The sequence below is a fragment of the Streptomyces sp. ATCC 21386 genome, from assembly GCF_018728545.1.
Lineage (GTDB): Bacteria > Actinomycetota > Actinomycetes > Streptomycetales > Streptomycetaceae > Streptomyces.
Genome location: NZ_JAAVVL010000001.1, coordinates 6,703,770 through 6,727,337, shown reverse-complemented (window position 1 = coordinate 6,727,337; position 23,568 = coordinate 6,703,770). Strand labels below are relative to the sequence as shown.

At 70.2% G+C, this 23,568-nt stretch carries 18 protein-coding genes and 1 tRNA gene; 14 read left to right on the top strand and 5 right to left on the bottom strand.

Annotated elements, in window-relative coordinates; translation table 11 throughout:
- The first annotated feature begins 1 nt into the window (after position 1).
- The 3 genes from eboE (at position 2) to GWK25_RS28850 (ending at position 3,722) form a co-directional block, all read left to right on the top strand.
- Positions 2-1,171 carry a metabolite traffic protein EboE gene (eboE, locus tag GWK25_RS28860; protein WP_215454331.1) on the top strand — a complete coding sequence of 390 codons (1,170 nt, stop codon included), beginning with the start codon at positions 2-4 and terminating at the stop codon, positions 1,169-1,171.
- A complete protein-coding gene (locus GWK25_RS28855) occupies positions 1,168-2,580 on the top strand; it encodes a nucleotide pyrophosphatase/phosphodiesterase family protein (protein WP_215454330.1) in 1,413 nt (470 codons plus the stop codon). Before eboE ends, GWK25_RS28855 begins: the two co-directional genes overlap by 4 nt.
- 86 nt (positions 2,581-2,666) lie before the next feature.
- Entirely contained in the window at positions 2,667-3,722 is a 1,056-nt protein-coding gene (locus tag GWK25_RS28850; protein ID WP_215454329.1) for a sugar phosphate isomerase/epimerase, read from the top strand.
- 84 nt (positions 3,723-3,806) lie between these two features.
- Here the strand turns inward: GWK25_RS28850 and GWK25_RS28845 are convergent, their stop codons facing one another.
- The 4 genes from GWK25_RS28845 to GWK25_RS28830 form a co-directional block, all read right to left on the bottom strand.
- Positions 3,807-5,195, bottom strand: a complete 1,389-nt coding sequence (locus GWK25_RS28845) for an OFA family MFS transporter (protein ID WP_215454328.1) — start codon at positions 5,193-5,195, stop codon at positions 3,807-3,809.
- A 220-nt stretch (positions 5,196-5,415) separates the two neighbouring features.
- A complete protein-coding gene (locus GWK25_RS28840; RefSeq protein WP_215454327.1) occupies positions 5,416-7,548 on the bottom strand; it encodes an acetate--CoA ligase family protein in 2,133 nt (710 codons plus the stop codon).
- Between the two features lie 3 nt (positions 7,549-7,551).
- Complete coding sequence (gene frc / locus GWK25_RS28835; protein ID WP_215454326.1) at positions 7,552-8,781, bottom strand: formyl-CoA transferase; 1,230 nt, start codon at positions 8,779-8,781, stop codon at positions 7,552-7,554.
- A gap of 12 nt (positions 8,782-8,793) precedes the next feature.
- Positions 8,794-10,479: a thiamine pyrophosphate-binding protein gene (locus GWK25_RS28830; RefSeq protein ID WP_215457665.1), complete on the bottom strand. Its 1,686-nt coding sequence runs from the start codon at positions 10,477-10,479 to the stop codon at positions 8,794-8,796.
- 166 nt (positions 10,480-10,645) lie between these two features.
- On the opposite strand from GWK25_RS28830, the gene sucC reads away from it, so the two are divergent.
- The 10 genes from sucC (at position 10,646) to fusA (ending at position 21,234) form a co-directional block, all read left to right on the top strand.
- Positions 10,646-11,776: an ADP-forming succinate--CoA ligase subunit beta gene (gene sucC, locus GWK25_RS28825; protein WP_215454325.1), complete on the top strand. Its 1,131-nt coding sequence runs from the start codon at positions 10,646-10,648 to the stop codon at positions 11,774-11,776.
- A gap of 10 nt (positions 11,777-11,786) precedes the next feature.
- Complete coding sequence (sucD, locus tag GWK25_RS28820; protein ID WP_215454324.1) at positions 11,787-12,671, top strand: succinate--CoA ligase subunit alpha; 885 nt, start codon at positions 11,787-11,789, stop codon at positions 12,669-12,671.
- A 75-nt stretch (positions 12,672-12,746) separates the two neighbouring features.
- Positions 12,747-14,318 (top strand): aldehyde dehydrogenase family protein, encoded by a 1,572-nt coding sequence (locus tag GWK25_RS28815; RefSeq protein WP_215454323.1) that lies wholly within the window; start codon positions 12,747-12,749, stop codon positions 14,316-14,318.
- Between the two features lie 184 nt (positions 14,319-14,502).
- Positions 14,503-14,590: transfer RNA gene (locus tag GWK25_RS28810), tRNA-Leu, on the top strand.
- 268 nt (positions 14,591-14,858) lie between these two features.
- Positions 14,859-15,794 carry an LLM class flavin-dependent oxidoreductase gene (locus GWK25_RS28805; RefSeq protein WP_215454322.1) on the top strand — a complete coding sequence of 312 codons (936 nt, stop codon included), beginning with the start codon at positions 14,859-14,861 and terminating at the stop codon, positions 15,792-15,794.
- Positions 15,791-16,381: a hypothetical protein gene (locus GWK25_RS28800; protein ID WP_215454321.1), complete on the top strand. Its 591-nt coding sequence runs from the start codon at positions 15,791-15,793 to the stop codon at positions 16,379-16,381. Before GWK25_RS28805 ends, GWK25_RS28800 begins: the two co-directional genes overlap by 4 nt.
- Positions 16,368-17,195 carry a hypothetical protein gene (locus GWK25_RS28795; protein WP_215454320.1) on the top strand — a complete coding sequence of 276 codons (828 nt, stop codon included), beginning with the start codon at positions 16,368-16,370 and terminating at the stop codon, positions 17,193-17,195. The genes GWK25_RS28800 and GWK25_RS28795 overlap by 14 nt, the downstream gene beginning before the upstream one ends.
- Positions 17,192-18,070 carry a RimK family alpha-L-glutamate ligase gene (locus GWK25_RS28790; protein WP_215454319.1) on the top strand — a complete coding sequence of 293 codons (879 nt, stop codon included), beginning with the start codon at positions 17,192-17,194 and terminating at the stop codon, positions 18,068-18,070. The genes GWK25_RS28795 and GWK25_RS28790 overlap by 4 nt, the downstream gene beginning before the upstream one ends.
- Positions 18,067-18,777, top strand: a complete 711-nt coding sequence (locus tag GWK25_RS28785) for a hypothetical protein (protein WP_215454318.1) — start codon at positions 18,067-18,069, stop codon at positions 18,775-18,777. The genes GWK25_RS28790 and GWK25_RS28785 overlap by 4 nt, the downstream gene beginning before the upstream one ends.
- Positions 18,778-19,149: 372 nt before the next feature.
- Entirely contained in the window at positions 19,150-21,234 is a 2,085-nt protein-coding gene (fusA, locus tag GWK25_RS28780) for an elongation factor G (RefSeq protein ID WP_215454317.1), read from the top strand.
- Positions 21,235-21,386: 152 nt separating this feature from the next.
- Here the strand turns inward: fusA and GWK25_RS28775 are convergent, their stop codons facing one another.
- Positions 21,387-22,745 carry a glycoside hydrolase family 43 protein gene (locus GWK25_RS28775; RefSeq protein WP_215454316.1) on the bottom strand — a complete coding sequence of 453 codons (1,359 nt, stop codon included), beginning with the start codon at positions 22,743-22,745 and terminating at the stop codon, positions 21,387-21,389.
- Positions 22,746-23,132: 387 nt separating this feature from the next.
- Here GWK25_RS28775 and GWK25_RS28770 point away from each other — a divergent pair, with 387 nt between their 5' ends.
- Positions 23,133-23,501 (top strand): hypothetical protein, encoded by a 369-nt coding sequence (locus GWK25_RS28770; protein ID WP_230213706.1) that lies wholly within the window; start codon positions 23,133-23,135, stop codon positions 23,499-23,501.
- The last annotated feature ends 67 nt before the right edge of the window (positions 23,502-23,568 follow it).

The window sequence follows — 23,568 nt, the reverse complement described above, 5'->3', positions numbered from 1 at the left end:
CATGCGCTTCCGCCACCCCGACGGCTCCACCGTCCATCTCGCCTACTGCACCAATGTGCACCCGGCCGAGACCCTCGACGGTGTCCTCGCCCAGCTCCGCGACCACTGCGAGCCCGTCCGCCGCCGCCTCGGCCGCGACCGCCTCGGCATCGGCCTGTGGCTGGCCAGGGACGCCGCCACGGCCCTGGTGACCGACCCGGCCGCGCTGCGCGGCCTGCGCGCCGAACTCGACCGGCGCGGCCTGGAGGTGGTCACCCTCAACGGCTTCCCCTATCAGGGCTTCGGCGCCGAGAAGGTCAAGTACCGCGTCTACCGGCCGGACTGGGCCGACCCCGAGCGGCTCGACCACACCACCTCCCTCGCCCGGGTGCTCGCCCAGCTCCTCCCGGACGACGTCACCGACGGCACCATCTCCACCCTGCCGCTGGCCTGGCGCACCGCCTACGACGACAGCCGCGCCGCCCGGTCCCGCACCGCCCTGCGCACCCTCGCCGAACGCCTGGACGTCGTGGCCGAGCTGACCGGCCGCTCCATCCGCATCGGCCTGGAACCCGAACCGGGCTGCACCGTCGAGACCACCGCCGACGCCATCGGACCCCTGACCGACGTCGACCACGAACGCATCGGCGTCTGTGTCGACACCTGCCACCTCGCCACGTCCTTCGAAGACCCGCACACCGCCCTGGACGCCCTCACCCGCGCCCGTGTCCCCATCGTCAAATCCCAGCTCTCGGCCGCCCTGCACGCCGAACACCCCCACCTCCCCGAGGTCCGCGAAGCCCTCGCCGCCTTCGACGAGCCCCGCTTCCTGCACCAGACCCGCACCTCCACCGCCGCCGGCCTGCGTGGCACCGACGACCTGGGCGAGGCCCTCACGGGCAACACGCTGCCCGACGCCTCTCCCTGGCGCGCCCACTTCCACGTCCCGCTGCACGCGGCCCCCGCCCCGCCTCTCACCTCCACCCTCCCGGTCCTCAAAGCCGTCCTGGCCCACCTGGTCGGCGGCGCCCACCCGCTCACCCGCCATCTGGAGGTCGAGACCTACACCTGGCAGGCCCTGCCCCCCGAACTGCGCCCCAGCACGCGCACCCAGCTGGCCGACGGCATCGCGGCCGAACTCGCCCTCGCCCGCGACCTGTTGACGGACCTCGGCCTCAAGGAGCTGCCATGAACCCCGAGGCCGGCGCACCCCCGCGAGCCGACGCCGGGCCCACTCCTCTCCTCGTCCTGGACGTCGTCGGCCTCACCCCCCGTCTCCTCGACCACATGCCCCACCTCAAGACCCTCGGCCAGTCCGGCTCCCGTGCCCCGCTCGGCACCGTCCTGCCCGCCGTCACCTGTGCCGCCCAGTCCACCTTCCTGACCGGCACGCTCCCCGCTGCACACGGCATCGTCGGCAACGGCTGGTACTTCCGCGAACTCGGCGACGTCCTGCTCTGGCGCCAGCACAACGGCCTCGTCGCCGGCGACAAACTCTGGGACGCCGCCCGCCGCGCCCACCCCGGCTACACGGTCGCCAACATCTGCTGGTGGTACGCCATGGGCGCCGAAACCGACATCACCGTCACCCCCCGTCCGATCTACTACTCCGACGGCCGCAAGGAACCCGACTGCTACACCCGCCCCCCGGCCCTGCACGACGAACTCACCGCGAAACTCGGCACGTTCCCCCTGTTCCACTTCTGGGGACCGGGCGCCGACCTGGTCTCCAGCCGCTGGATCATCGACGCCACCCGCCACGTCGTCCGCACGCGCCGTCCCGACCTGGCGCTCTGCTACCTCCCCCACCTCGACTACGACCTGCAGCGTTTCGGCCCCGACGACCCGCGCTCCCTCAAGGCGGCCACCGACCTGGACCGGGCCCTGGCACCCCTGCTCGGCGACGCCCGCGCGGAAGGCCGTACCGTCGTCGCGCTCTCCGAGTACGGCATCACCCGCGTGGACCGCCCCGTCGACATCAACCGCGCCCTGCGCCGCGCCGGCCTCCTCGACGTGCACACCCAGGACGGCATGGAGTACCTCGACCCGATGGCCTCACGCGCCTTCGCGGTCGCCGACCACCAGATCGCCCATGTGTACGTACGCCGCGCCGAGGACCTGGACGCCACCCGGGAAGCCCTCACAGGTCTCCCCGGGATTGATCAACTCCTCGACGACGAGGGCAAGAAGGCCCATCACCTCGACCATCCGCGCTCCGGCGAGTTCGTCGCCGTCGCGGAGCCGGACGCCTGGTTCACGTACTACTACTGGCTCGACGACGACCGCGCGCCCGACTTCGCACGCCTCGTCGAGATCCATCGCAAACCCGGCTACGACCCGGTCGAGCTGTTCATGGACCCGCTCGACCCGCTGGTGAAGGTGAAGGCGGCCACGGCACTGGCCCGCAAGAAACTCGGCCTGCGCTACCGCATGGCGGTCGTACCGCTGGACCCCTCACCTATTCGCGGCAGCCACGGCCGCCTTCCCGTGAGCGACGACGACGGTCCGCTCATCATCTGCTCCACCCCTCGAGCCGTCGGTGACCGTGTGGCGGCCACCGATGTGAAAGCACTCCTGCTCCGACTTGCCGGTCTGTCCTGACCGGGGCCCAGGACCCCTGGGTCCTGACTGGTCACAAGTGAAGCACCCACCACTGACAACGCCCGCCCACCCAGAGGAGTTCCAGCATGAGCCGCACGCACGGGACCGATCCCGAACTCACCCACCGCCTCAGCAGACGAGGCATGCTCGGTGTCGCCGCCGGCGCCACCGTCGCCGCCCTGCTGGGCGCGGCCGCCCCGGCGCAGGCCGCCGCGGGCACCGAGGCCGCGACCGCCACCGGAGCCACCGGCAAGGGCCGGGGCCGCCCCGTCCTCCCGCCCGGCCGCCTCGGCATCCAGCTCTACAGTCTGCGCGACAAGGTCTCCACCCTCGGCTTCGCGCCCGTCTTCGCCGAGCTGGAGAAATACGGCTACGACGAGGTCGAGTTCGCCGGTTACACCCAGGGCTCGGCGGGCCCCATCACCCTCGCGCAGCTCAAGCGCCTGGCCCGCGACCACGGCCTGAACCCGATCGGCAGCCACGTCGGCTACTACTCCAGCGACCCGAACGCGTACACCTTCGCCCAGAACCTCACCAAGGTCCTCGACGACGCCCAGGCCCTGGGCCTCAAGCACATCGGCACCGCTGCCGGGCCCTTCCGCTACGGCACGACCGTCGACGCGATGAAGCGGGCCGCCCACGAGTTCAACACCTACGGCGCGGCGGCGCGGGCACGGGGCATGAAGTTCTACCAGCACAACCACTCCGAGGAGTTCTCCTTCGCCACCGACAACCCCAAGGTGCGCCTCTACGACGTGCTGCTCCGTGAGACCGACCCCGACCTGGTCTTCCTGGAGATGGACATCTACTGGGCGTACGTGGCCCAGTTCCGGTTCTCGAAGCGGCCCGACGGCACCTCCGCACCCTTCGAGCCCCTCGACTACGTCCTGCGCCGCCCGAACCGCTACCCGCTCTTCCACGTCAAGGACGGCGAGAGCGACCCGTCGAACCCCTACGGCTACCGCATGGTGGACGTCGGCGACGGCGACATCGACTACCAGAAGTTCATCTCGGCCGTCACCCGGCTGAAGGGCCACCGTCTCGCCCACCACTGGCAGGCCGAGCACGACAACCCCTCCGAGTCCTTCACCTTCGCCCGCCGCTCCAGCGAGCACCTGCACTCGCTGCGGGAGAAGTGCTGACCGGCACCGGACGACAACGGCAGCAGGCGGCCGCCCCGGGTGCGGGACCACGGGGCGGCCGCCTGCAGCCGTACGCGGAAGGCGTCAGGCCACTTCGTCGCCGAGGGGACGGGGGTTGGGAGTGATCCGTCGGTTGCGGGGCCGCCCCGGCGGGTGCAGGAAGACCGCCACGCACCCGGCGAACAGCGAGATGGAACCGGCGAGCACGAAGGCGCCCGCGTAGTCCCAGGCGCCCACGACCACGGCACCCATGCCGGAACCGAGCAGACCGGACACCAGCTTGGAGCTGTAGACCAGACCGTAGTTGGAGGCGTTGTTGTTCTCGCCGAAGTAGTCCGCGGTCATCGCCGCGAACATCGGGAAGATGGCGCCGCCGCCGAAGCCGGAGATGCTGGAGAACACCAGGAAGAGCGGCAGGTTGCCGATGTTGCCGGACCACAGGATGCCGTACTGGGACAGGCCCAGCACGATGCAGACGAAGATCAGGCACTGCTTGCGGCCGTAGCGGTCGGAGAGCCAGCCGATGACCCCGCGTCCCGTGCCGTTGACGATCGCCTTCAGGGACATCGCGGTGGCCACGATCCCGCCCGCGAAGCCCGCCTCGTCGCCGAACGGCACCTGGAAGGCGATGCCGAAGATGTTCACGCCCGAGGTGCACAGCAGACAGAACCACATCAGCGCGACGCGGCCCGTCCGCCAGGCCTCACCCGGCGTGTACTGCTTCACCGCCGGCGGGTTCTTCTCCAGCGCGCGCCGCGCGCGCGGGTCGTCCGGCTTGCGCAGCGGGTCGACCTCGGCCGGCCACCAGTTCTTCGGCGGGTCCTGGAAGAAGTAGCCCGCCACGGCGACGACCGCCGCGAGGAACACACCGACACAGACGAGCACCCAGCGGAAGTTCGTCAGGTCCATGTACCCGGTGAAGATGAACACGAAGGGCACCGAGCCGTAGGCGAAGCCGCCGTTGACGAAGCCGGTCTTGCCGCCCTTGCGCTCCGGGTACCACTTGCCGACCATGTTCACGCAGGTCGCGTACACCATGCCGGCACCCATGCCGCTGAACATGCCGAAGCCGATGTACGCGACGACGACGTGCGGTGCGAACGCGAGGGACACGTACCCGAGCAGGGTGCCGACGGCGCCCAGCATCATCGCCCAGCGGGCGGGCAGTCTGCCGCTCTCCCGGAGCTTGCCGGCCGGGAAGGCCACCGCGGCCTGGAAGAACACCCAGACGCCCAGCATCCAGAAGATGTGCTGGTTGCTCCAGCTGTGCGCCGTGTGCAGGGTCTCCTCGGCGGACGCGAACGCGTACTCCGCCGAGCTGATGCCCATCATGCCCACCCACGGCAGGATGACCATCCACTTGCGTTTGCGCCCCATGATGTCCAGGTCGGACTCGCCGATCCGGTACATCCGGCCGCCTGCGTCCGTCACCTCCCGGTAGGGGACGGGTGTGGAGATGTCAGTTGTTGCCATGTCGATCGAACCCTCCGCGTGGAAGAAGTCTGGCCAGCGCCCCCTGTCCGTGCTTCTCTGCGCCGGGGCCCGCGGTGAGCGGTCGCCGCAGGCCCCGTGGTCCGAGCCGTCGCTCAGCTCATCGGCCGCCTCCCAACAGTCCCGCCGCCCGCGCCCACCGGGCAGTGCGCCCGGGGGCCAACCCCCCGGACCCCCGGCCGACTCGCGGCCGACGTGCGCATCAGAGCAACCCCGCGGCACGCGCCCACCGGTACTTCGCGCCCAGCACCGCCACCGGCTTCTCGGTCGTGTACGGGTACGCCACGACCCCGCGCTCGAAGAGGTACTGGCAGGCCTCCTCCACCTCGACGTCGCCCGCCAGCGACGCCACCACGGGCTTCTCGATGCCGCGCTCCCGGAACTCGGCCACCACGCGCGCGGTGAGCTCCGCGAAGACCATCGGGGGAGTGACGATGGTGTGCCAGTAGCCGAGCACGAGCGCGTGGATGCGCGGGTCCTCCAGGCCCAGCCGGATCGTCGCCTCGTACGTCGACGGCGGCTCGCCTCCGGTGATGTCGACCGGGTTGCCGGCCGCCCCGAACGGCGGGATGAACGTCCTGAACGACGCGTCCAGGTCCGGCGGGATCTCCATCAGGGTCAGCCCGTTGTCCGTCACCGCGTCCGACAGCAGCACACCACTGCCTCCGGCCCCCGTGATGATCACGACGTTGTCGCCCTGGGGCGCCGGCAGCACCGGCAACGCGCGCGCGTACTCCAGCATGTCGTTCAGCCCGGGCGCCCTGATGACCCCGGCCTGCCTGAGGATGTCCTCGTACACGGCGTCGTCGCCCGCCAGCGCGCCCGTGTGTGAGCCCGCCGCCTTCGCGCCCGCCGCCGTACGGCCCGCCTTCAGGACCACGACCGGCTTCTTCGGGACGGTCGCCCGCGCGGCCTCCACGAAGGCCCGCCCGTCCTTCAGGTCCTCCAGGTGCATGGCGATGCACTCGGTGTGCGGGTCCTCGCCGAACCAGGTCAGCAGGTCGTCCTCGTCCAGGTCCGACTTGTTGCCGAGCCCGACGATCGCCGACACCCCCGTCTTCGTGGTGCGCGCGAAGCCCAGGATGGCCATCCCGATGCCGCCGGACTGCGAGGTGAGCGCCACCCCGCCCTTGACGTCGTACGGCGTGCAGAACGTGGCGCACAGGTCCTGCCAGGTCGAGTAGTAGCCGTAGATGTTCGGCCCGAGCAGCCGGATGCCGTGCCGTTCGGCGATCGCCACGATCTCCTCCTGGAGCTCGTGCTCGCCGGTCTCCGCGAAGCCCGACGGGATCAGCACGGCGTTGGGGATGCCCTTGCGACCCACCTCCTCCAGCGCCGCGGCCACGAACCTGGCGGGGATCGCGAAGACCGCCACATCCACCTCACCCGGGACGTCCGTGACACTCTTGTACGCCTTGCGGCCCAGAATGTCATCGGCCTTGGGGTTCACCGGATGGATCTCCCCGGCGAAACCCCCGTCGACGAGGTTGCGCATCACCGAGTTGCCGATCTTGCCCTGTTCGTTGGAGGCCCCGACCACGGCCACCGACGCGGGCTGCATCAGCCGCCGCATCGACGTGAGGATCTCCTCGCGGGTGTACCTGCGCCTGGGCTTCGGCACCGACTCCGCGAGGATGACCCGGATGTCCGCCGCGACGGCGCCCTCCGGGGTCGCGATCACCGGATTGAGGTCCACCTCGGCTATCTCCGGGAAGTCCGCGACGAGTTCGGAGACCCGGCGGATCTGCTCGGCGATCGCCCACCGGTCCACCGCCGCCGCCCCGCGCACCCCGTGCAGGACCTCCGCCGCGCGGATCGAGTCCAACATCGACAGCGCCTCGTCCGCGTCGACCGGAGCGAGCCGGAACGTCACGTCCTTGAGGACCTCGACCAGCACCCCGCCGAGCCCGAACGCGACGACCTTCCCGAAGGTCGGGTCCGTCACGGCGCCGACGATGACCTCCTGCCCCTTCGGCAGCAGCTCCTGCACCTGGACACCCTCGATCCGGGCGTCCGGAGCGTACGCGCGCGCGTTGTCGACGATGGTGTGGAACGCGGCCCGTACATCGGCCGCGCCCTCCACGCCGACGACCACACCGCCCGCGTCGGTCTTGTGCAGGATGTCCGGCGACACGATCTTCATCACCACCGGCCCGCCGAAGCGCGCCGCGAACGACACCGCCTCGTCGACGTCCCGCGCCAGCTCCTCGCCGGGGACGGCGATCCCGTACGCGTCGGCGATCACCTTGCCCTCGGGGGCGGTCAGCGCGCTCCTGCCCTCGGCCCGTACGGCGTCGAGGAGCTCACGCACCCGCGCGCCCCGGTCTTCGGCCATCAATCAGATCACTCCGTTCGACTTGAGCAGGCGGAGCTCCTCGTCGCCGAGTCCCAGCTCGCCGACGTAGACCTCTTCGTTGTGTTCGCCGAGCAGGGGTGAACTGGTCACGTCCACGGGGGAGTCGGACAGCTTCAGAGGGCTGCCGACGGTCACGAACTCACCGCGCTCGGGGTGCGGCACGGTGACGACCATCTCGTTGGAGACCAGCGACTCGTCCTCGATGATCTCTTTGGTGGAGAGGATCGGCCCGCACGGGATGTTGTGGGCGTTGAGCCGCTCCAGCACCTCCCACTTGGGCAGGGTGGACGACCACTCCTCGATCAGCTGGAACATCTTGTTGAGCTTGGGCAGCCGGGCCTCCGGCGTGGCCCACTCGGGGTCGTCCGCCAGCTCGGGCCGGCCGATCAGCTCGCTCATCGGCTGCCAGCCCACGGGCTGCACGATGACGTACACGTAGTCGTTCGGACCGCCCGGCGCGCACTTCACGGCCCAGCCGGGCTGACCGCCGCCGGACGCGTTCCCGGACCTGGGAACCTCGTCGCCGAAGTCGTCGTTGGGATATTCACGGAGCGGGCCATGTGCCAGCCGCTGCTGGTCCCTCAGCTTCACCCGACAGAGGTTGAGGACGGCGTGCTGCATGGCCACGTTGACCCGCTGGCCGCGCCCGGTGCTCTCCCGCTGGTACAGCGCGGCGAGGATCCCCGCCACGGCGTGGATGCCCGTGCCCGAGTCCCCGATCTGGGCACCCGTCGCCAGCGGCGGCCCGTCCTCGAAGCCCGTGGTCGCCATGGACCCGCCCATGGCCTGTGCGACGACCTCGTACGCCTTGAAGTTGGTGTACGGACCGTCCCCGAACCCCTTGATGGAGGCGTAGACGATACGCGGATTGATCTCCTGGATGCGGTCCCAGGTGAAGCCCATGCGGTCGACCGCGCCGGGGCCGAAGTTCTCGACCATGACGTCGGAGCGCCGGATCAGCTCGGCGAGGATCTCCTTGCCCCGCTCGGTCTTGGTGTTGAGGGTGATGCTCCGCTTGTTGCAGTTGAGCATCGTGAAGTAGAGGGAGTCGACGTCCGGGAGGTCGCGCAGCTGCTTGCGTGTGATGTCCCCGGTCGGCGCCTCCAGCTTCACCACGTCCGCGCCCAGCCAGGCGAGGAGTTGGGTGGCGGACGGGCCGGACTGGACGTGTGTCATGTCGAGGACGCGGATGCCTTCGAGAGCCTTGGTCATGCCGAGGTCACCTCACTTGTACATCGTCTGGTTCATGGTTCCGGGGGCGTACGCGTCCGGGTCGACCCAGACGTTGACGAGCGACGGCTTGCCGGACTCGCGGGCGCGCCGGAGCGCGGGGCCGATGTCGGCGGGGTCGCGGACCTCCTCGCCGTGACCGCCCAGCATCTGGGCGAACTTGTCGTAGTGGACGTCGCCGAGGGTGTTGCCGACGCGCTCGCGCTCCAGGCCGTACTTCTGGGCCTGGCCGTAGCGGATCTGGTTCATGGAGGAGTTGTTGCCGACGATGCCCACGAAGGGGAGGTCGTAGCGGACGAGGGTCTCGAAGTCCCAGCCGGTGAGGGAGAAGGCGCCGTCGCCGAAGAGGGCCACCACCTCCTTGTCGGGCCGTGCCTTCTTGGCGGCGAGCACGAAGGGGACCCCGACGCCGAGCGTGCCGAGGGGGCCCGGGTCCATCCAGTGCCCGGGTGACTTGGGCTGCACGACCTGACCGGAGAAGGTGACGATGTCGCCGCCGTCGCCGATGTATATGGAGTCCTCGGTCAGGAAGTCGTTGATCTCGCTGACCAGCCGGTAGGGGTGGATGGGCGAGGCGTCGGACTTCAGGCTGGGCAGCCGCTTCTCGATGGCGGTCTGCTCGGCGGCGCGCAGCTCGTCGAGCCACTCCTTGCGCTTCGACGCGCCCCCGTTGAGACGCCCGGAAGCCGCTTCGGTCACCGACTGGAGCACGAGGCCCGCGTCGCCGACGATCCCGAGGTCGATGTCGCGGTTCTTGCCGACGGTCCGGTAGTCGAGGTCGATCTGTACGACGGTGGCGTCCGGCGACAGCCGCTTGCCGTAGCCCATGCGGAAGTCGAAGGGAGTGCCGACGATGACGATGACGTCGGCGTTCGAGAAGGCGTACCGGCGGGAGAGCTGGAAGTGGTGCGGGTCGCCGGGCGGGAGCGTGCCGCGTCCCGCGCCGTTCATGTAGGCCGGGATGTTGAGCGTGCGCACCAGGTCGATGGCGGACTCGGTGCCGCGTGTGGTCCACACCTGGCTGCCCAGCAGGATCGCGGGCTTCTCGGCGTGCACCAGCAGGTCGGCGAGCTTCTCGATCGCCTCGGGGTCGCCGGCCGAGCGGGTCGAGGCCCGGTAGGCGCCGGCCTTCGGGACGCGTGCCTTCTCCACCGGCACCTTGGCGTCGAGGACGTCACGCGGGATCTCCAGGAAGGAGGGGCCGGGGGCGCCGTGGTAGCACTCGCGGAACGCCATGGACACCATGTCGGCGGCGCGGGCCGTGTCCGGCACGGTCGCCGCGAACTTGGTGATGGGCGTCATCATGTCGACGTGCGGCAGGTCCTGGAGGGACCCCATCTTGTGCTGGGTGTGCGCGCCCTGGCCGCCGATCAGCAGCATCGGGGACTCCGCGCGGAAGGCGTTGGCGACACCGGTGACGGCGTCGGTCGTGCCGGGGCCGGCGGTGACGACCGCGCAGCCGGGCTTGCCCGTGATGCGGGCGTAGCCGTCGGCGGCGTGTGCGGCGACCTGTTCGTGACGGACGTCGACGACCTCGATGCCCTCGTCGACGCAGCCGTCGTAGATGTCGATGATGTGGCCGCCGCACAGGGTGTAGATGACGTCCACACCCTCCGCCTTGAGTGCCTTCGCGACGAGGTGACCACCGGAGATGAGGTCCTGGCTGTTGCCGTCGGGCATGGCGAAGTCCTGTCCCTTCGTAGGGGTTTTCATGGGGCCTTCGTGGGGGTTGGCATGCTCTCGCGGTTGATTGCATACAGTCGACGAATACTGTATGAACCTTGTTATCCCGCATCCGGTGGGTGGTGTCCAGGGGGCGTGCGGCACTTTTGAGTCAGGAGCCGGAATGGACCTGTACGAGCACCAGGCAAGGGAACTCTTCGAGGAACACGGCATGGCGGTGCCGAGGGCGGAGGTCACCGACTCGCCCAAGGAAGCCCGCGAGATCGCCCGCCGACTCGGCGGACGCGTCGTCGTCAAGGCCCAGGTGAAGACCGGCGGACGCGGCAAGGCGGGCGGGGTGAAGCTCGCGGCCGACCCCGCAGCCGCCGAACTGACCGCACGGCAGATCCTCGGCATGGACATCAAGGGCCACACCGTCCGCACGGTGATGGTCGCCGAACCCGTCGCGATCGAGAGCGAGTTCTACGTCTCGTACGTCCTCGACCGCGCCGCCGGCCGCTTCCTCGCGATCGCCTCGGCCGAGGGCGGCATGGAGATCGAGGAGGTGGCGGCGACCAGGCCCGAGGCGGTGGCCCGGATCCCGATCGATCCCGTCGAGGGGGTCACCTCCGCGAAGGCGTCCGAGATCGCCGAGGCGGCGGGCCTGCCCCCGCAGACCGTCGACGTCCTGATGCGGCTCTGGCAGGTGCTGACCCGCGAGGACGCCCTCCTCGTCGAGGTCAACCCGCTCGTCCGCACCGAACAGGGCCGCATCATCGCCCTCGACGGCAAGGTCACCCTCGACGACAACGCGAGCTTCCGACAGACACGCTGGGGTGACGAGGGCTTCGCGCACGACGACCCGCTGGAGGCGGCGGCCGCCGCCAAGGGCCTCAACTACGTGAAGCTGGACGGGCAGGTCGGCGTCATCGGCAACGGCGCCGGACTCGTCATGTCCACCCTCGACGTGGTGGCGGGCTGCGGCGCGCGCCCCGCCAACTTCCTCGACATCGGCGGCGGCGCCTCCGCCCGGATCATGGCCGACGGTCTCTCCGTCATCCTCTCCGACCCCGACGTGAAGTCCGTCCTCGTCAACGTCTTCGGCGGGATCACCGCCTGCGACGCGGTCGCCGAAGGCATCGTGCAGGCCCTGGACAGCGTCCAGTTGACCAAACCGCTGGTCGTCCGCCTCGACGGCAACAACGCCGCACGCGGCCGGGCGATCCTCGACGACCGCGACCACCCGCTCGTCCACCAGGCCACCACCATGGACGGCGCCGCGCGCCGCGCCGCCGACCTCGCCCACGCGAACTGAGGAGCCGGACATGGCCATCTACCTCACCAAGGAGAGCAAGATCCTCGTCCAGGGCATGACCGGCGGCGAGGGCATGAAGCACACCCGCCGCATGCTCGCGGCCGGCACGAACGTCGTCGGCGGCGTCAACCCCCGCAAGGCGGGCCGCACCGTCGACTTCGACGAGCGGGCCGTCCCCGTCTTCGGCTCCGTCGCCGAGGGCATCGAGGCCACCGGCGCCGACGTCACCGTAGTCTTCGTCCCGCCCGCCTTTGCCGACGCGGCCGTCGTCGAGGCGGTCGACGCCGGCATCGGCCTCGCCGTCGTCATCACCGAGGGCATCCCCGTCCACGACTCCGTCGCCTTCACGACCTACGCGCAGGACAAGGGCACCCGGATCATCGGCCCCAACTGCCCCGGACTGATCACCCCCGGCCAGTCCAACGCGGGCATCATCCCCGCCGACATCACCAAGCCGGGACGCATCGGCCTGGTCTCCAAGTCGGGCACTCTCACCTACCAACTCATGTACGAACTGCGCGACATCGGCTTCTCCACCTGCGTCGGCATCGGCGGCGACCCCGTCGTCGGCACCACCCACATCGACTGTCTCGCCGCCTTCCAGGACGACCCCGACACCGAACTGATCGTCCTCATCGGCGAGATCGGCGGCGACGCCGAGGAACGGGCCGCCGCGTACGTCCGCGACCACGTCACCAAGCCCGTCGTCGGCTACATCGCCGGCTTCACGGCCCCCGAGGGCAGGACGATGGGCCACGCCGGCGCGATCGTCTCCGGCTCCTCCGGCACGGCGCACGCCAAGAAGGAGGCGCTGGAGGCGGTGGGGGTACGGGTCGGGAACACCCCCACCGAGACCGCCCGGCTGGTGCTCGCCGCCCTGGAGGCCGAGGGCTGATCCCGTCCCGCGGACCAGCCCCGGCAGCAGACGCAAGCCCCCCGCCCCCGACTGTGCACCGAGAGCGGAGAACCCATGGCACCACCCACACCCACACCCACACCCACCCTCACCCTCAAATCCGGCACCGCCTGGACCGACGCCTGGCGGCGCTGTCTCGCCGTCGCCCCCGAGGCCTTCCGGGACGACCGGGTCCTCAACCTCTGGAACGGCTCCTGGCAGGCCGACGGCCGGGCTCTGCCCGCCACCAGCCCCGTCGACGGCACCCCCGTCGCGGGCCCGCCCCGACTGGACGGCGCCACCGCGCACCACGCCGTCCGGGCCTGTCTCGACCAGCACCGGGCCTGGCGCCACGTGCCCCTCGCCGAACGCCGCGCCCGGGTCGCCGCCACCCTCGACGCACTCACCCGGCACCGCGAACTGCTGGCCCTGCTCCTCGTCTGGGAGATCGGCAAGCCCTGGCGGCTGGCCCAGGCCGACGTCGACCGGGCCGTCGACGGCGTCCGCTGGTACGTCGACGGCATCGAACCCATGGTCGAGGGACGCGTCCCCCTCGACGGCCCGGTCTCCAACATCGCCAGCTGGAACTACCCGATGAGCGTGCTCGTCCACGCGATGCTGGTCCAGGCGCTGGCAGGCAACGCCGTCATCGCCAAGACCCCGACCGACGGCGGCGTCGCCTGTCTCACCCTGGCCAGTGCCCTCGCCGCCCGCGAAGGCGTCCCCGTCACCCTCGTCAGCGGCAGCGGACGCGAACTGTCCGAGGCGCTGGTCCGCGCCCCCGAGATCGGCTGCGTCTCCTTCGTCGGCGGCCGCGACACCGGCGCCGCGGTCGCCACGGCCGTGGCCGACCTCGGCAAACGCCATGTCCTGGAGCAGGAGGGCCTCAACACCTGGGGCATCTGGAACCACACCGACTGGGACACCCTGTCCGCCGTCATCCCCAAGCTCTTCGACTACGGCAAACAGCGCTGTACGGCGTATCCGCGCTTCGTCGTCCAGCGGCAGCTGTTCGACGAGTTCCTGGGGGCCTACCTCCCGGCGGTCCGCACCCTCCGGGTCGGCCACCCGCTGGCCGTGGAGCACCCCGACGACCCGTACCCGACCCTGGACTTCGGGCCCGTCATCAACGCGGCCAAGGCCAAGGAACTGACCGACCAGGTCGCCGAGGCCGTCGACCGGGGCGCCGTTCCGCTGCACCGGGGCCGGCTCGCCGACGCGCGTTTCCTGCCCGGCCAGGACACCGGCGCGTACGTCCAGCCCGTCACCCTCCTCGACCCGCCCCCGTCCTCCCCGCTGCACCACGCGGAACCCTTCGGCCCGGTCGACACGATCGTCCTGGTAGACACCGAGGCCGAGCTGCTCGCCGCCATGAACGCGTCCAACGGCGCGCTCGTCGCCACCCTGTCGACCGACGACCGGGCGACGTACGAGCGGCTGGCACCCCAGATCCGCGCCTTCAAGGTCGGCCACGGAAAGCCGCGCTCCCGCGGCGACCGCGACGAGCTCTTCGGCGGTTTCGGCGCCTCCTGGCGGGGCGCCTTCGTCGGCGGCGACCTGCTCGTCAAGGCGGTCACGCGCGGCCCGGCGGGGGAGCGGCTGCCGGGGAACTTCCCCGAGTACCACCTCATGCCGTCGGTCGCCTGACCCGGCCCTCGGTGGCCTGTTCGTGACCGTCCGATCACCTGTGGTGAGGCCGTGCGGACCCGCCCGTCGAGGCCCGCACGGCCCCGCCCGAAGCCCCGATATGCAGGTGAAAGGCACTCCGAAACCTTGGTATTGTTGTCCATGTCGCCGCGGGGAACACCCCCGGCCAGGCGGCAGACACCTAGTCCGGGTGGCGGAATGGCAGACGCGCTAGCTTGAGGTGCTAGTGCCCTTTATCGGGCGTGGGGGTTCAAGTCCCCCCTCGGACACCAGAGCAGAACCAGATGAGACCCCACGTGATGTGGGGTCTTCTTCGTTCCCGGGCCGAGGTCGCGCTGGTCGCCTTCGCCGGGGCCCCACCTTTGTCACACACGGCACAAGAATCCGCGGTGCACGCGCCCTACGCCGGGCGGTCGCGCGCACCCACTGCCGAAGGCTGACGAAATCCAGTCGGCGCACCCCTGGTCCGACGGATGGTTACGTGCCCGTGACTCGGTGTAATTTCGATGGAGGTGGGGAGCTGACCGTCCGGGGGGAACGATGGAAGTCGGCCTTGTTCTGCCTCTCGCGGAATACCCGTCGGGGCAGCCGGCGTACGCGGAGATCAAATCGCTCGCCCTTCAGGCGGAGCACGCGGGATTCGACTCGTTGTGGGTCTTCGACCATCTCCTGTTTCGCGAGGCCGACGGGACGAGCGAGGGGATCTGGGAGTCCTGGACCGTACTGTCCGCGCTCGCCGAGGCGACCGAGCGGGTGGTGCTCGGCTCACTGGTGACCTGCACCGCGTTCCGTAATCCCGCGCTGCTGGCCAAGATGGCCGTGACCCTTGACGAGGTGAGTGGGGGCCGTCTGGTCCTCGGCCTCGGCAGCGGATGGCACGAGCCCGAGTTCGAAGCCTTCGGTGCCCCCTTCGACCACCGCGTGGACCGGTTCGAGGAAGCGCTGCGGATCGTCCTCCCGCTGCTCCGGACCGGCCGCGCCGATTTCTCCGGCCGCCATTACCGCACCCGTGACTGCGAGTTGCGCCCGCGTGGCCCCCGGCCCGGCGGCCCTCCCGTCCTGGTGGGTGCGCACCAGCCGCGGATGACGGCGCTGGCGGCGCGCTACGCGGACCTGTGGAACACATGCTGGTTCGGCGCTCCGTCGGGTGCCGAGACGGCCATCGCCCGGGCCAGAGAGAGCTGTCGGCGGGTGGGCCGCGACCCGGCGACGCTGGGCATCACCCTCGGCGTCAACGTGGACGTCACCGACGAAGGGGCGAGCGGCCGTGACGCGGAGACGCCTCCCGGCGCCGACATCCTGACCGGATCACCGAGAGCGGTGGCCGAGGGGCTGCGCCAGTACGAGGCACGCGGTGTCGACCACCTGATCCTCAACCTCAATCCCCATCACGGCGAAGCCCAGAAACGGTTGACGACCGCGTTGCGGCGGTACCGGGCGGAGGCTCGGACGACCACGGGAGACACGAACCAATGACGTGGACCATGGACGAGTCACGGGTGCGGCCCTTTCTCTCGGCCGCGGAACGGCGTGATGTCACGGGCGCGCTGTGGGCTGCCCCGCAGCGGGGCAGGACCTTCTCCGAACCCGAGTCGGGCGAGACGGACGGCGCTCTCACCAAGCCCACGTTGGCCCCGAAGAAGTGGTGGAAGGACAGCAAGGACGGCAAGGACGCGAAGGAGGGAAAGGACGCGAAGGAGGGAAAGGACGGGAAGGATTTCAAGGACGGCAAGGACCGCAAGGACGGCAAGGACGGCAAGGACGGCAAGGATCAGAAGGACAGCAAAGACAGCAAGGACGGCAAGGACGGTAAAGACAGCAAGGACGGCAAGGACGGCTTCGACTGGGCGATGACCTCACCCGAACCCGCCGCCTTCGTGCGTGAGGCGACCGAGGATCCCGGGTCCGGCCTCGGCCGCGCCGTCCCCGCCCCCTCCGGGACGGGGACGCACCAGACGCTCGACATCCCGGCGGAATCATTCGCGGAAGTACGGGAGGCCACGGAGAAACTGCGGTCGTCTCGCGGCAACCGGCTGCTGAGGAGGCGCGGTGTCGTCATCTGAGGTTCCTGCTCCCGGCTTCTCCGGGCTGGTTCTCGTGGCCGACCCCGAGGACGCGGTGGCGGCCGAGGTACGGGACTTCGTCGTGGAGAGCGGGCACGAAGCCGTCGTCCTCGACGTGTTCGACGCCGCGCAGATGTTCACCGTCACCGTCGACGGCGGCGACGCCGTCGTCGAGCCGACGCTGCCGATGATGCTCCGGCTGCCCAGCCCGCCCCTGCGGAGGATCAGCTTCGACGCCGAGTTCCACCTCAGCGAGTGTCTGGCGCACCTGTGGGCCGTCACCGCACTGACCACGGCACCGGTCATCAACCGTCCGTCGCCCGGCGGCCTCGGCACGCGTGTCTCCGCGTCGGCGGTCCTCACCGAACTGCGGGCCGGGTTGACCGGCGGGTCGTGCGAGGTGTTCTCCTCCCGGCCTCCCGCGCCCGACCGGCCCGCCGAGGGGGAGGGCACGCAGTGGTGGGTGCAGGACCTGGCCACCTGGCGGACGCACCCCTGGCCGGAGGTCTCGGACGGCTCCGGCCCGTACCGCGCGAGGTGGTCGGACCCCGATCCCCTCTTCGAGACCGTGGTCGTTCTCGGGGACCGCGCATGGCCGTGCAGCGCGGTCGAACTCGACGCGCTGTGCCTGGAGAAACGCAGTACGGACGTCGCGGCGCGGCTCGGCCTCGAACTGGCGGCCGTGGTCTGGCGGATAGCCCCGGACCTCACCCGGGCGAGGCCCGTCATGGTCGAGCCGTTCCCCGACGTGGAACAGCTGCGCATGGTCTGGCTCGGACTCGGTCCTCAACTGCTGAAGGTGTTCTTCCCATGATCTACGCCGTCGGGCTGGCCGCCGAGACCACCCTCGCGCACTTCACCGCCTCCGCCGAGGCCCGCGGCGTACAGGTGGAGACGGTCGATCTGCTGGAGGCGGTGGCGGCGGACGACTGGCAGTTGAGCATGGGCGGCGGGCGTCAGGCACGGGTCGGTGGTCGCACCCTCGACGCCGAGGGGGCCTACTACTGCAGGATCACCGATCTGTCGGCCCTTCAGGAGGATCCCGCGCCGGCGCTGCGCTGGCGTTGGCTGACGACGGCCCTCGCGGCCTGGCTGGACCACATCCCGGGCCTTGTCGTCAACCGTCCCTCCATCCACTGCGACAACGGAGCCAAGCCACTGCACGAATGGTCGCTGGCCCGAGCCGGGTTCATGGTTCCCGCGAGCGTCACCAGTTCGTCGCCGCGGCGGCTGCGGGCCTTCGCCGAAGCCGGGCCGACCATCGTCAAAGCGGTGTCCGGTGTACGGGCCACCAGCCGCCTCCTCGCTCCGGGCGACCTCGACGGCTTCGACCCCTGGCAGGGACCGGTGCATCTGCAGCGCCACGTCGAGGGCCGGGACGTCCGCGCGCACGTCGTCGGCGGCCGGGTGCACGCCGAGGACATCGCCTCCGAGGCGGTGGACTACCGGACCGACCCCGACGCGGTGTTCACCCCCTGCGAGCTGCCCGGACCGCTCGCCGAGCGCATGGTCCGCCACACCGCAGACCTCGGCATGTCCTTCGCCGGCTGGGACTTCAAGGTCGCCGGGGACGGCACGCACTGGTGCCTGGAGGTCAACCCCATGCCGGCGTACGACTGGTACGACCGCCGACTCGACGGTGCCGTCACCACATCTCTGCTCGACCTGCTGCGGGGGAGGCTCTCGTGATCGACAGGCTGACCGTCCTCACCGAAGCGGACAGCGCCGTACTCCGTGACACCGTGCACGGCCTGCGCGAGCACTGGATCCCACGCGGCGCGGAGCCCGCCGCCTTCTTCACCCTGGGGACGCCCAGCTATCTCGACCTCGCCGAGAACGCGGACACCGGCGACTACCGGAAGCGCGCGGATGCCTCGAAGGCGGTGCTGTGGGAGTCCTTCGGACCGCTGTACGAGCGTCTCGCGTACCTTCTCGGGCGGCACCTCGACGCCCCGGTCCACTATCCCGAGCACCTCGCCCTGCCCGGTTTCCATGTCTGGCTGGCCGCGGCCGTATTCACCAGGGCGAAGGCACCCGTCCACTTCGACATGCAGTACAAGGCCTTCACCTGGCCCCCTGGGACCGATCTGAGCCGACTGCTCTCCTTCACCCTGCCCATCCGGCTGCCCGCGGCCGGCGGAGGCCTGAACGTCTGGGACGCGAGCCACGAGGACTTCCGGCGCGCGCTGGAGAAGGGCTGGGTCGACGACGCCGCCGACCTGAAGCGCTTCCACGCCCTGCACTACGTCCCCTACAAGGCCGGAGAGATGGTGATCCACTCCGGCCACATCCTGCACCAGGTCGCGCCGAGCACCCGGGTGGAAGCCGATGACGAGCGGCTCACCCTGCAGGGACACGGGGTGTGGTGCGACGGACGCTGGCTCCTCTACTGGTGACACGAGAGGCACCTTGCGGTGTCTCCGGCGCCGGTGTGCGTCCGGCCTGGCCGCTGGGGCCCGGTGAAAAAATACGGTGCCCCCTCGGAGCCGGCTTCCCTAGACTCGCCGCACAGCGCGCGTCGCACGAACCTGCGGCGCGCTCTTCATGACGAGTGATCAGTAGACGCAGAGGGGAGCCCGGCCGTGCGTGACCGTACCGCTGTCGTCGTTCCCCGTTCCCTGCACGAGGTGATCCTCGTGTCCTCGTCCGTCCGGTGCCCGCTGCGCGGCCGGTACCGGAACCCGTGACGTACGCCTGACGTCATCGCACGGCGCCCACGCACGGGAATCGCGCTGCCCTGAAACAGCTCAGCTGAAAGGCCACGGGCCATGCGCAGCACCGTCAACAACATCGCCAACCCCCTGACCGCCGTGCGGAATCTGGGCATCCTCGCCCATGTCGACGCCGGCAAGACCACCGTCACCGAGCGGTTCCTGTACGCCACCGGAACCACGCACAAGCGGGGCGAGGTCCACGACGGGACGACCGTCACCGACTTCGATCCGCAGGAGCGCGACCGGGGCATCACCATCTTCGCGGCGGCCGTCAGCTGCGCCTGGGACGGGCATCGGATCAACCTGATCGACACCCCCGGCCACGTCGACTTCGCCGACGAGGTGGAACGTTCGCTCAGGGTGCTCGACGGCGCGATCGCGGTGTTCGACGCGGTCGCGGGCGTCGAGCCGCAGAGCGAGTCGGTGTGGCGGCAGGCCGACCGGCACGGCGTACCGCGCATCGCCTTCGTCAACAAGCTGGACCGCGCGGGCGCCGACCTGGACACGGCCGTCGAGTCGATCCGGCAGCGGCTCCACCCGGTCCCGCTGGTGGTGCAGGCACCGATCGGTACGGAGGACTCGTTCGTCGGTGTGGTGGATCTGCTGCGTATGCGGGCGCTGGTGTGGGCGGACGGATCCGAGACGGCCGAGGAGGGGCCGGTTCCCGACGACCTCAAGGACGAGGCCGGACGGCGACGGCGGCGGCTGGAGGAGGCCGTGGCCGAACTGCATCCGACGGCGCTGGAGGAGTTCTGCGAACGGGGCACACTCTCCGCGGGGACGCTCGCCGCGGCCCTGCGCGACCTCACCCGCACGGGCGAGGGCGTGGTCGTGCTCTGCGGCTCCGCCTACCGCAACCGTGGCATCGAAACCCTGCTCGACGCGGTGGTGGCGTACCTGCCGTCGCCGCTCGACGTGCCCGCCGTACGCGGCACGCACGACGGTACGGAGCAGGAGCGGGCCGCCGAGGCAGAGGCGCCGGTCGCGGCCCTGGCGTTCAAGGTGAGCGCCACGGCCACGGGACGGTTGACGTACGTGAGGCTCTACTCGGGCACGATCCGGAAGGGGGACACCGTGCTGGACGCGGGGACGCGGCGCACCGAGCGGATCGGCCGGATCCTGCGGGTCCAGGCCGACCGGCACGCCGAACTGGAGCGGGCCGTGGCCGGCGACATCGTCGCGGTGGTCGGGCTGAAGTCCGCCCGTGCGGGGACGACGCTGTGCGATCCGGCGGCGCCGCTGCTCCTCGAACCGCCGTCCGTCGCCGAACCGGTGGTGTCGGTGGCCGTCGAGGCCCGCCGGAGCACCGACACCGACCGGCTCGCCACGGCCCTCGCACGGCTCGCCGAGGAGGACCCCTCGCTCGTGGTGCGGACCGACCCCGAGACCGGGCAGACGCTGTTGTCCGGCATGGGCGAACTGCATCTGGAGGTGGCGGTGGAGAAGATCCGGCAGGCCCATGGGCTGGAGGTGGCCGTCGGTCGGCCACGCGTGGCCTGTCGCGAGACGGTCGTGCGTGGGGTGTCGGGGCTGGTCTTCCGGCACGTCAAACAGGACGGCGGAGCCGGGCAGTTCGCGCATGTCGTGCTGGACGTGGCGCCTCTGCCGCCCTCGGAGGCCGACGGTGACGGTGCCGCCACGGGCTTCGTCTTCCGTTCGACCGTCGTGGGCGGGCGGGTGCCGCAGGAGTACGTGCGCGCGGTCGAGGCCGGCTGCCGTGACGCGCTCGCCGAGGGGCCGCTCGGTGGTCACCTGGTGACAGGGCTGATCGTCACCCTGACCGACGGGGCGACCCACTCCAAGGACTCCTCGGAGATGGCGTTCCGTACGGCCGGGCGACTCGCGCTGCGGGAGGCCCTGCGGGTGGCGGTGATGGGGCTGCTGGAGCCTGTCGCCGATGTCACGGTGACCGTGCCCGCGGATGCCGTGGGTGGGGTGCTCGGGGATCTGGCGGCTCGGCGCGGCCGGGTCACGGACTCCGCGCCCCGGGGCGGCTCTGTGGTCGTCACGGCGGTCGTACCGCTCGCCGAGCTGTTCGGTTACGCGACGCGGTTGCGGAGCCGGACGCAGGGGCGGGGGACGTTCACGGCGCGGCCTGCCGGGTATGCGGCGGCGCCGGGGGCTGTGGCGGTGGGTTAGGGGGAGGGCGGGGGTGAGTCTTTCTCGCCCCCGCCGCCCCTACCCGTCCCATCCTGAAAGGGCTGCGCCCCTTCGACCCCCACACGTCCGTCCGGTGGGGGCTTCTCGCGCAGTTCCCCGCGCCCCTTTCGGGGCGCGGGGAATCTTCGCCGTCAGGCCCAGGGGCTCACCGCTGTGAAGCTGCTGTCGGCTCGGAAGGTGTCCGTGGCCTGGTAGGTCTCCACGCGCAGTTCGTAGTTGTAGTGGCGGATGTAGCGGCCCGGGTAGTTGTACGACTCCAGGCGCACGGAGCCGGAGGTCGTGCCCGGACGGGCGCAGTACGTGGCGTCCTTGGCGAACACGGTCGTGCCGTTGTTCGTGTCGAAGCGGAGCCGGAAGTCCCAGTGCCGCAGATAGCGGCCCGAGGAGTCGCGGAAGGAGTAGCAGTTGGCGTCCGCGAGGCCGGGCACGACCGTGAAGGTCGCGCTCTGCTTGACGGCGGTCGTGCTGGAGGACGTCACCGGGTCGATGTAGCCGAGGCTGTCGGAGCGCACTGCGGCGTACCGGCCGGGGAAGTTGACCGACTGCAGTGACCTGGTGGTGTTGGTGGGCAGGGTGACGCCGCCGGAGACTGTCTCCTTCAGCACGGTGGCGTGGCGTATGAAGCCGGTCAGCCCGGGCACCTCGGTGGGCGTGGACCAGGTGGCGAAGTTGTCGTAGCTGTCGCTGTACCAGTACTTCCCGGCGCTGTAGCCGTCGTAGTAGATGCGCCAGCCCCCGTTGTCGAGCGGGACCAGGGCCGGGCCCTCGACCCAGTCGCCGAACCCGGCCCAGTTGCCCGTCTTCCGTATGGTGTACGGGCCGGTGAGGCTGGAGGCGGTGGCGTACTCGATGTACTTCGTCGTCTCGTTCTTGGTGAACGCGTGGTACGTGGAGCCGACCTTGACGATGAAGGTGTCGATGTAGTTCGGGCCGATGCCGGACAGCTGGGTGGGCGCGGACCACGTGGTCAGCGCGGAGTTGGTCGCCGTGATCTTGTAGGCGGTGAAGTGGGTGGCGGTGCTCGCCGACGTCAGGGACACGATGATGTTGACGCTGCCGTCGGTGTCGATGAACCACTCGGGTGCCCAGGTGCGGGTCAGCCCCGTGACCGGGATCGTGTAGTTGTACAGGAACGACCAGTTCAGCCGGTCGGTGCTGCGGGCGAAACCGATCGTGTTCCCGGTCCAGTTGGTGGTGTACGTGAGGTAGTAGAAGCCGTCCGTGTGCTTGAAGATGCTGGGGTCGCGGATGAGGCCCGAGGGCGGGGTGTACGCCGGGCCCTTCCGCAGGGTGAAGCCGGTCGCGTCCGGCGAGTCGTAGACGTACATGTTCGACTCGCTGCTGTTGGTGAACGCGGTCATGGTGTACCGCGTCGCCTGCCCCGCCGACGGGTGGGCGGCTCCGGCCGCGCCGGCGAAGGCGGTGGTGAGCCCCAGGAGGGCGGCCACCGAGGTGAGGAGGGCGAGGACCGCCCTGAGGGTTCTGTTCAACGCTCGTCCCATTTCTGCGTGAACTGCCCTGAGGCGTGAGGATGTTGTTTTGTTCGATATGTCGCACATCGTGCGGAACTTCGGTCAGAAGATAAGAGGGGGGTATGTGCACGTCAATGGATCGCGCAGGAGTTTCTGCGAAGGGTGATTCCGTCCCTGTGGCGCTGCTGTGTCTCTCCCCGCGCCCTGATGGACCACCCTCCGGGGGTTGCCTCCCGTCCCGAAACGCCCCTGGTCACACCGTGTTTCCCACCCGCACTCCCGGCGGGCAACAGGAAACCCGTCGATCCCGGTGCAGGGGATGGCGATCCTGACTTCGGAGTCAACGGCCAGGGAGACCCGGCAACAGTGAGACCCGGCAACAGCGAGAACCAGCAAGGGGGAAACATGCGCAACATGTTCCGCGGCGCCGCCGCGTTCCTGACGTCCGTGGCCGCGATGGTGGCGCTCAGCGGCTCGGCCGAGGCCAAGCCGGCGGACACCTGGGACGGCTGCCCGTACGGCGCGGTCTGCATCTACGGCCAGGGCGTCGAACCGCGCGACAACCCGCACCCGACCAACGTGTACTACAGCTACAAGGCCCACAACCTGAGCAACCAGGTCGGGTACCACTGGGTCTACAACAACCAGTACGGCGGCGCCCTCGCGGACCTGTGCAAGCAGTACAACGGCGGCGACTGCATCGAGACCATCCCGGCGGGGCACGCCTTCTACCGCAACCTCACGCCCATCAACTCGATCGTCCTCCGCCCGTAGTGCCACGGAGAGCGTCCGCCTGACGACGTCCGGAACCGGCTGCCCGCGGTTCCGGACGTCGGCGTTT

Excerpts from the sequence above, each read along its gene's own strand:
- eboE (WP_215454331.1), top strand. The coding sequence starts at position 2 with ATGCGCTTCCGCCACCCCGACGGCTCCACCGTCCATCTCGCCTACTGC.
- GWK25_RS28855 (WP_215454330.1), top strand. The coding sequence starts at position 1,168 with ATGAACCCCGAGGCCGGCGCACCCCCGCGAGCCGACGCCGGGCCCACT.
- GWK25_RS28850 (WP_215454329.1), top strand. The coding sequence starts at position 2,667 with ATGAGCCGCACGCACGGGACCGATCCCGAACTCACCCACCGCCTCAGC.
- GWK25_RS28845 (WP_215454328.1), bottom strand. The coding sequence starts at position 5,195 with ATGGCAACAACTGACATCTCCACACCCGTCCCCTACCGGGAGGTGACG.
- GWK25_RS28840 (WP_215454327.1), bottom strand. The coding sequence starts at position 7,548 with ATGGCCGAAGACCGGGGCGCGCGGGTGCGTGAGCTCCTCGACGCCGTA.
- frc (WP_215454326.1), bottom strand. The coding sequence starts at position 8,781 with ATGACCAAGGCTCTCGAAGGCATCCGCGTCCTCGACATGACACACGTC.
- GWK25_RS28830 (WP_215457665.1), bottom strand. The coding sequence starts at position 10,479 with ATGCCCGACGGCAACAGCCAGGACCTCATCTCCGGTGGTCACCTCGTC.
- sucC (WP_215454325.1), top strand. The coding sequence starts at position 10,646 with ATGGACCTGTACGAGCACCAGGCAAGGGAACTCTTCGAGGAACACGGC.
- sucD (WP_215454324.1), top strand. The coding sequence starts at position 11,787 with ATGGCCATCTACCTCACCAAGGAGAGCAAGATCCTCGTCCAGGGCATG.
- GWK25_RS28815 (WP_215454323.1), top strand. The coding sequence starts at position 12,747 with ATGGCACCACCCACACCCACACCCACACCCACCCTCACCCTCAAATCC.
- GWK25_RS28805 (WP_215454322.1), top strand. The coding sequence starts at position 14,859 with ATGGAAGTCGGCCTTGTTCTGCCTCTCGCGGAATACCCGTCGGGGCAG.
- GWK25_RS28800 (WP_215454321.1), top strand. The coding sequence starts at position 15,791 with ATGACGTGGACCATGGACGAGTCACGGGTGCGGCCCTTTCTCTCGGCC.
- GWK25_RS28790 (WP_215454319.1), top strand. The coding sequence starts at position 17,192 with ATGATCTACGCCGTCGGGCTGGCCGCCGAGACCACCCTCGCGCACTTC.
- fusA (WP_215454317.1), top strand. The coding sequence starts at position 19,150 with ATGCGCAGCACCGTCAACAACATCGCCAACCCCCTGACCGCCGTGCGG.
- GWK25_RS28770 (WP_230213706.1), top strand. The coding sequence starts at position 23,133 with ATGCGCAACATGTTCCGCGGCGCCGCCGCGTTCCTGACGTCCGTGGCC.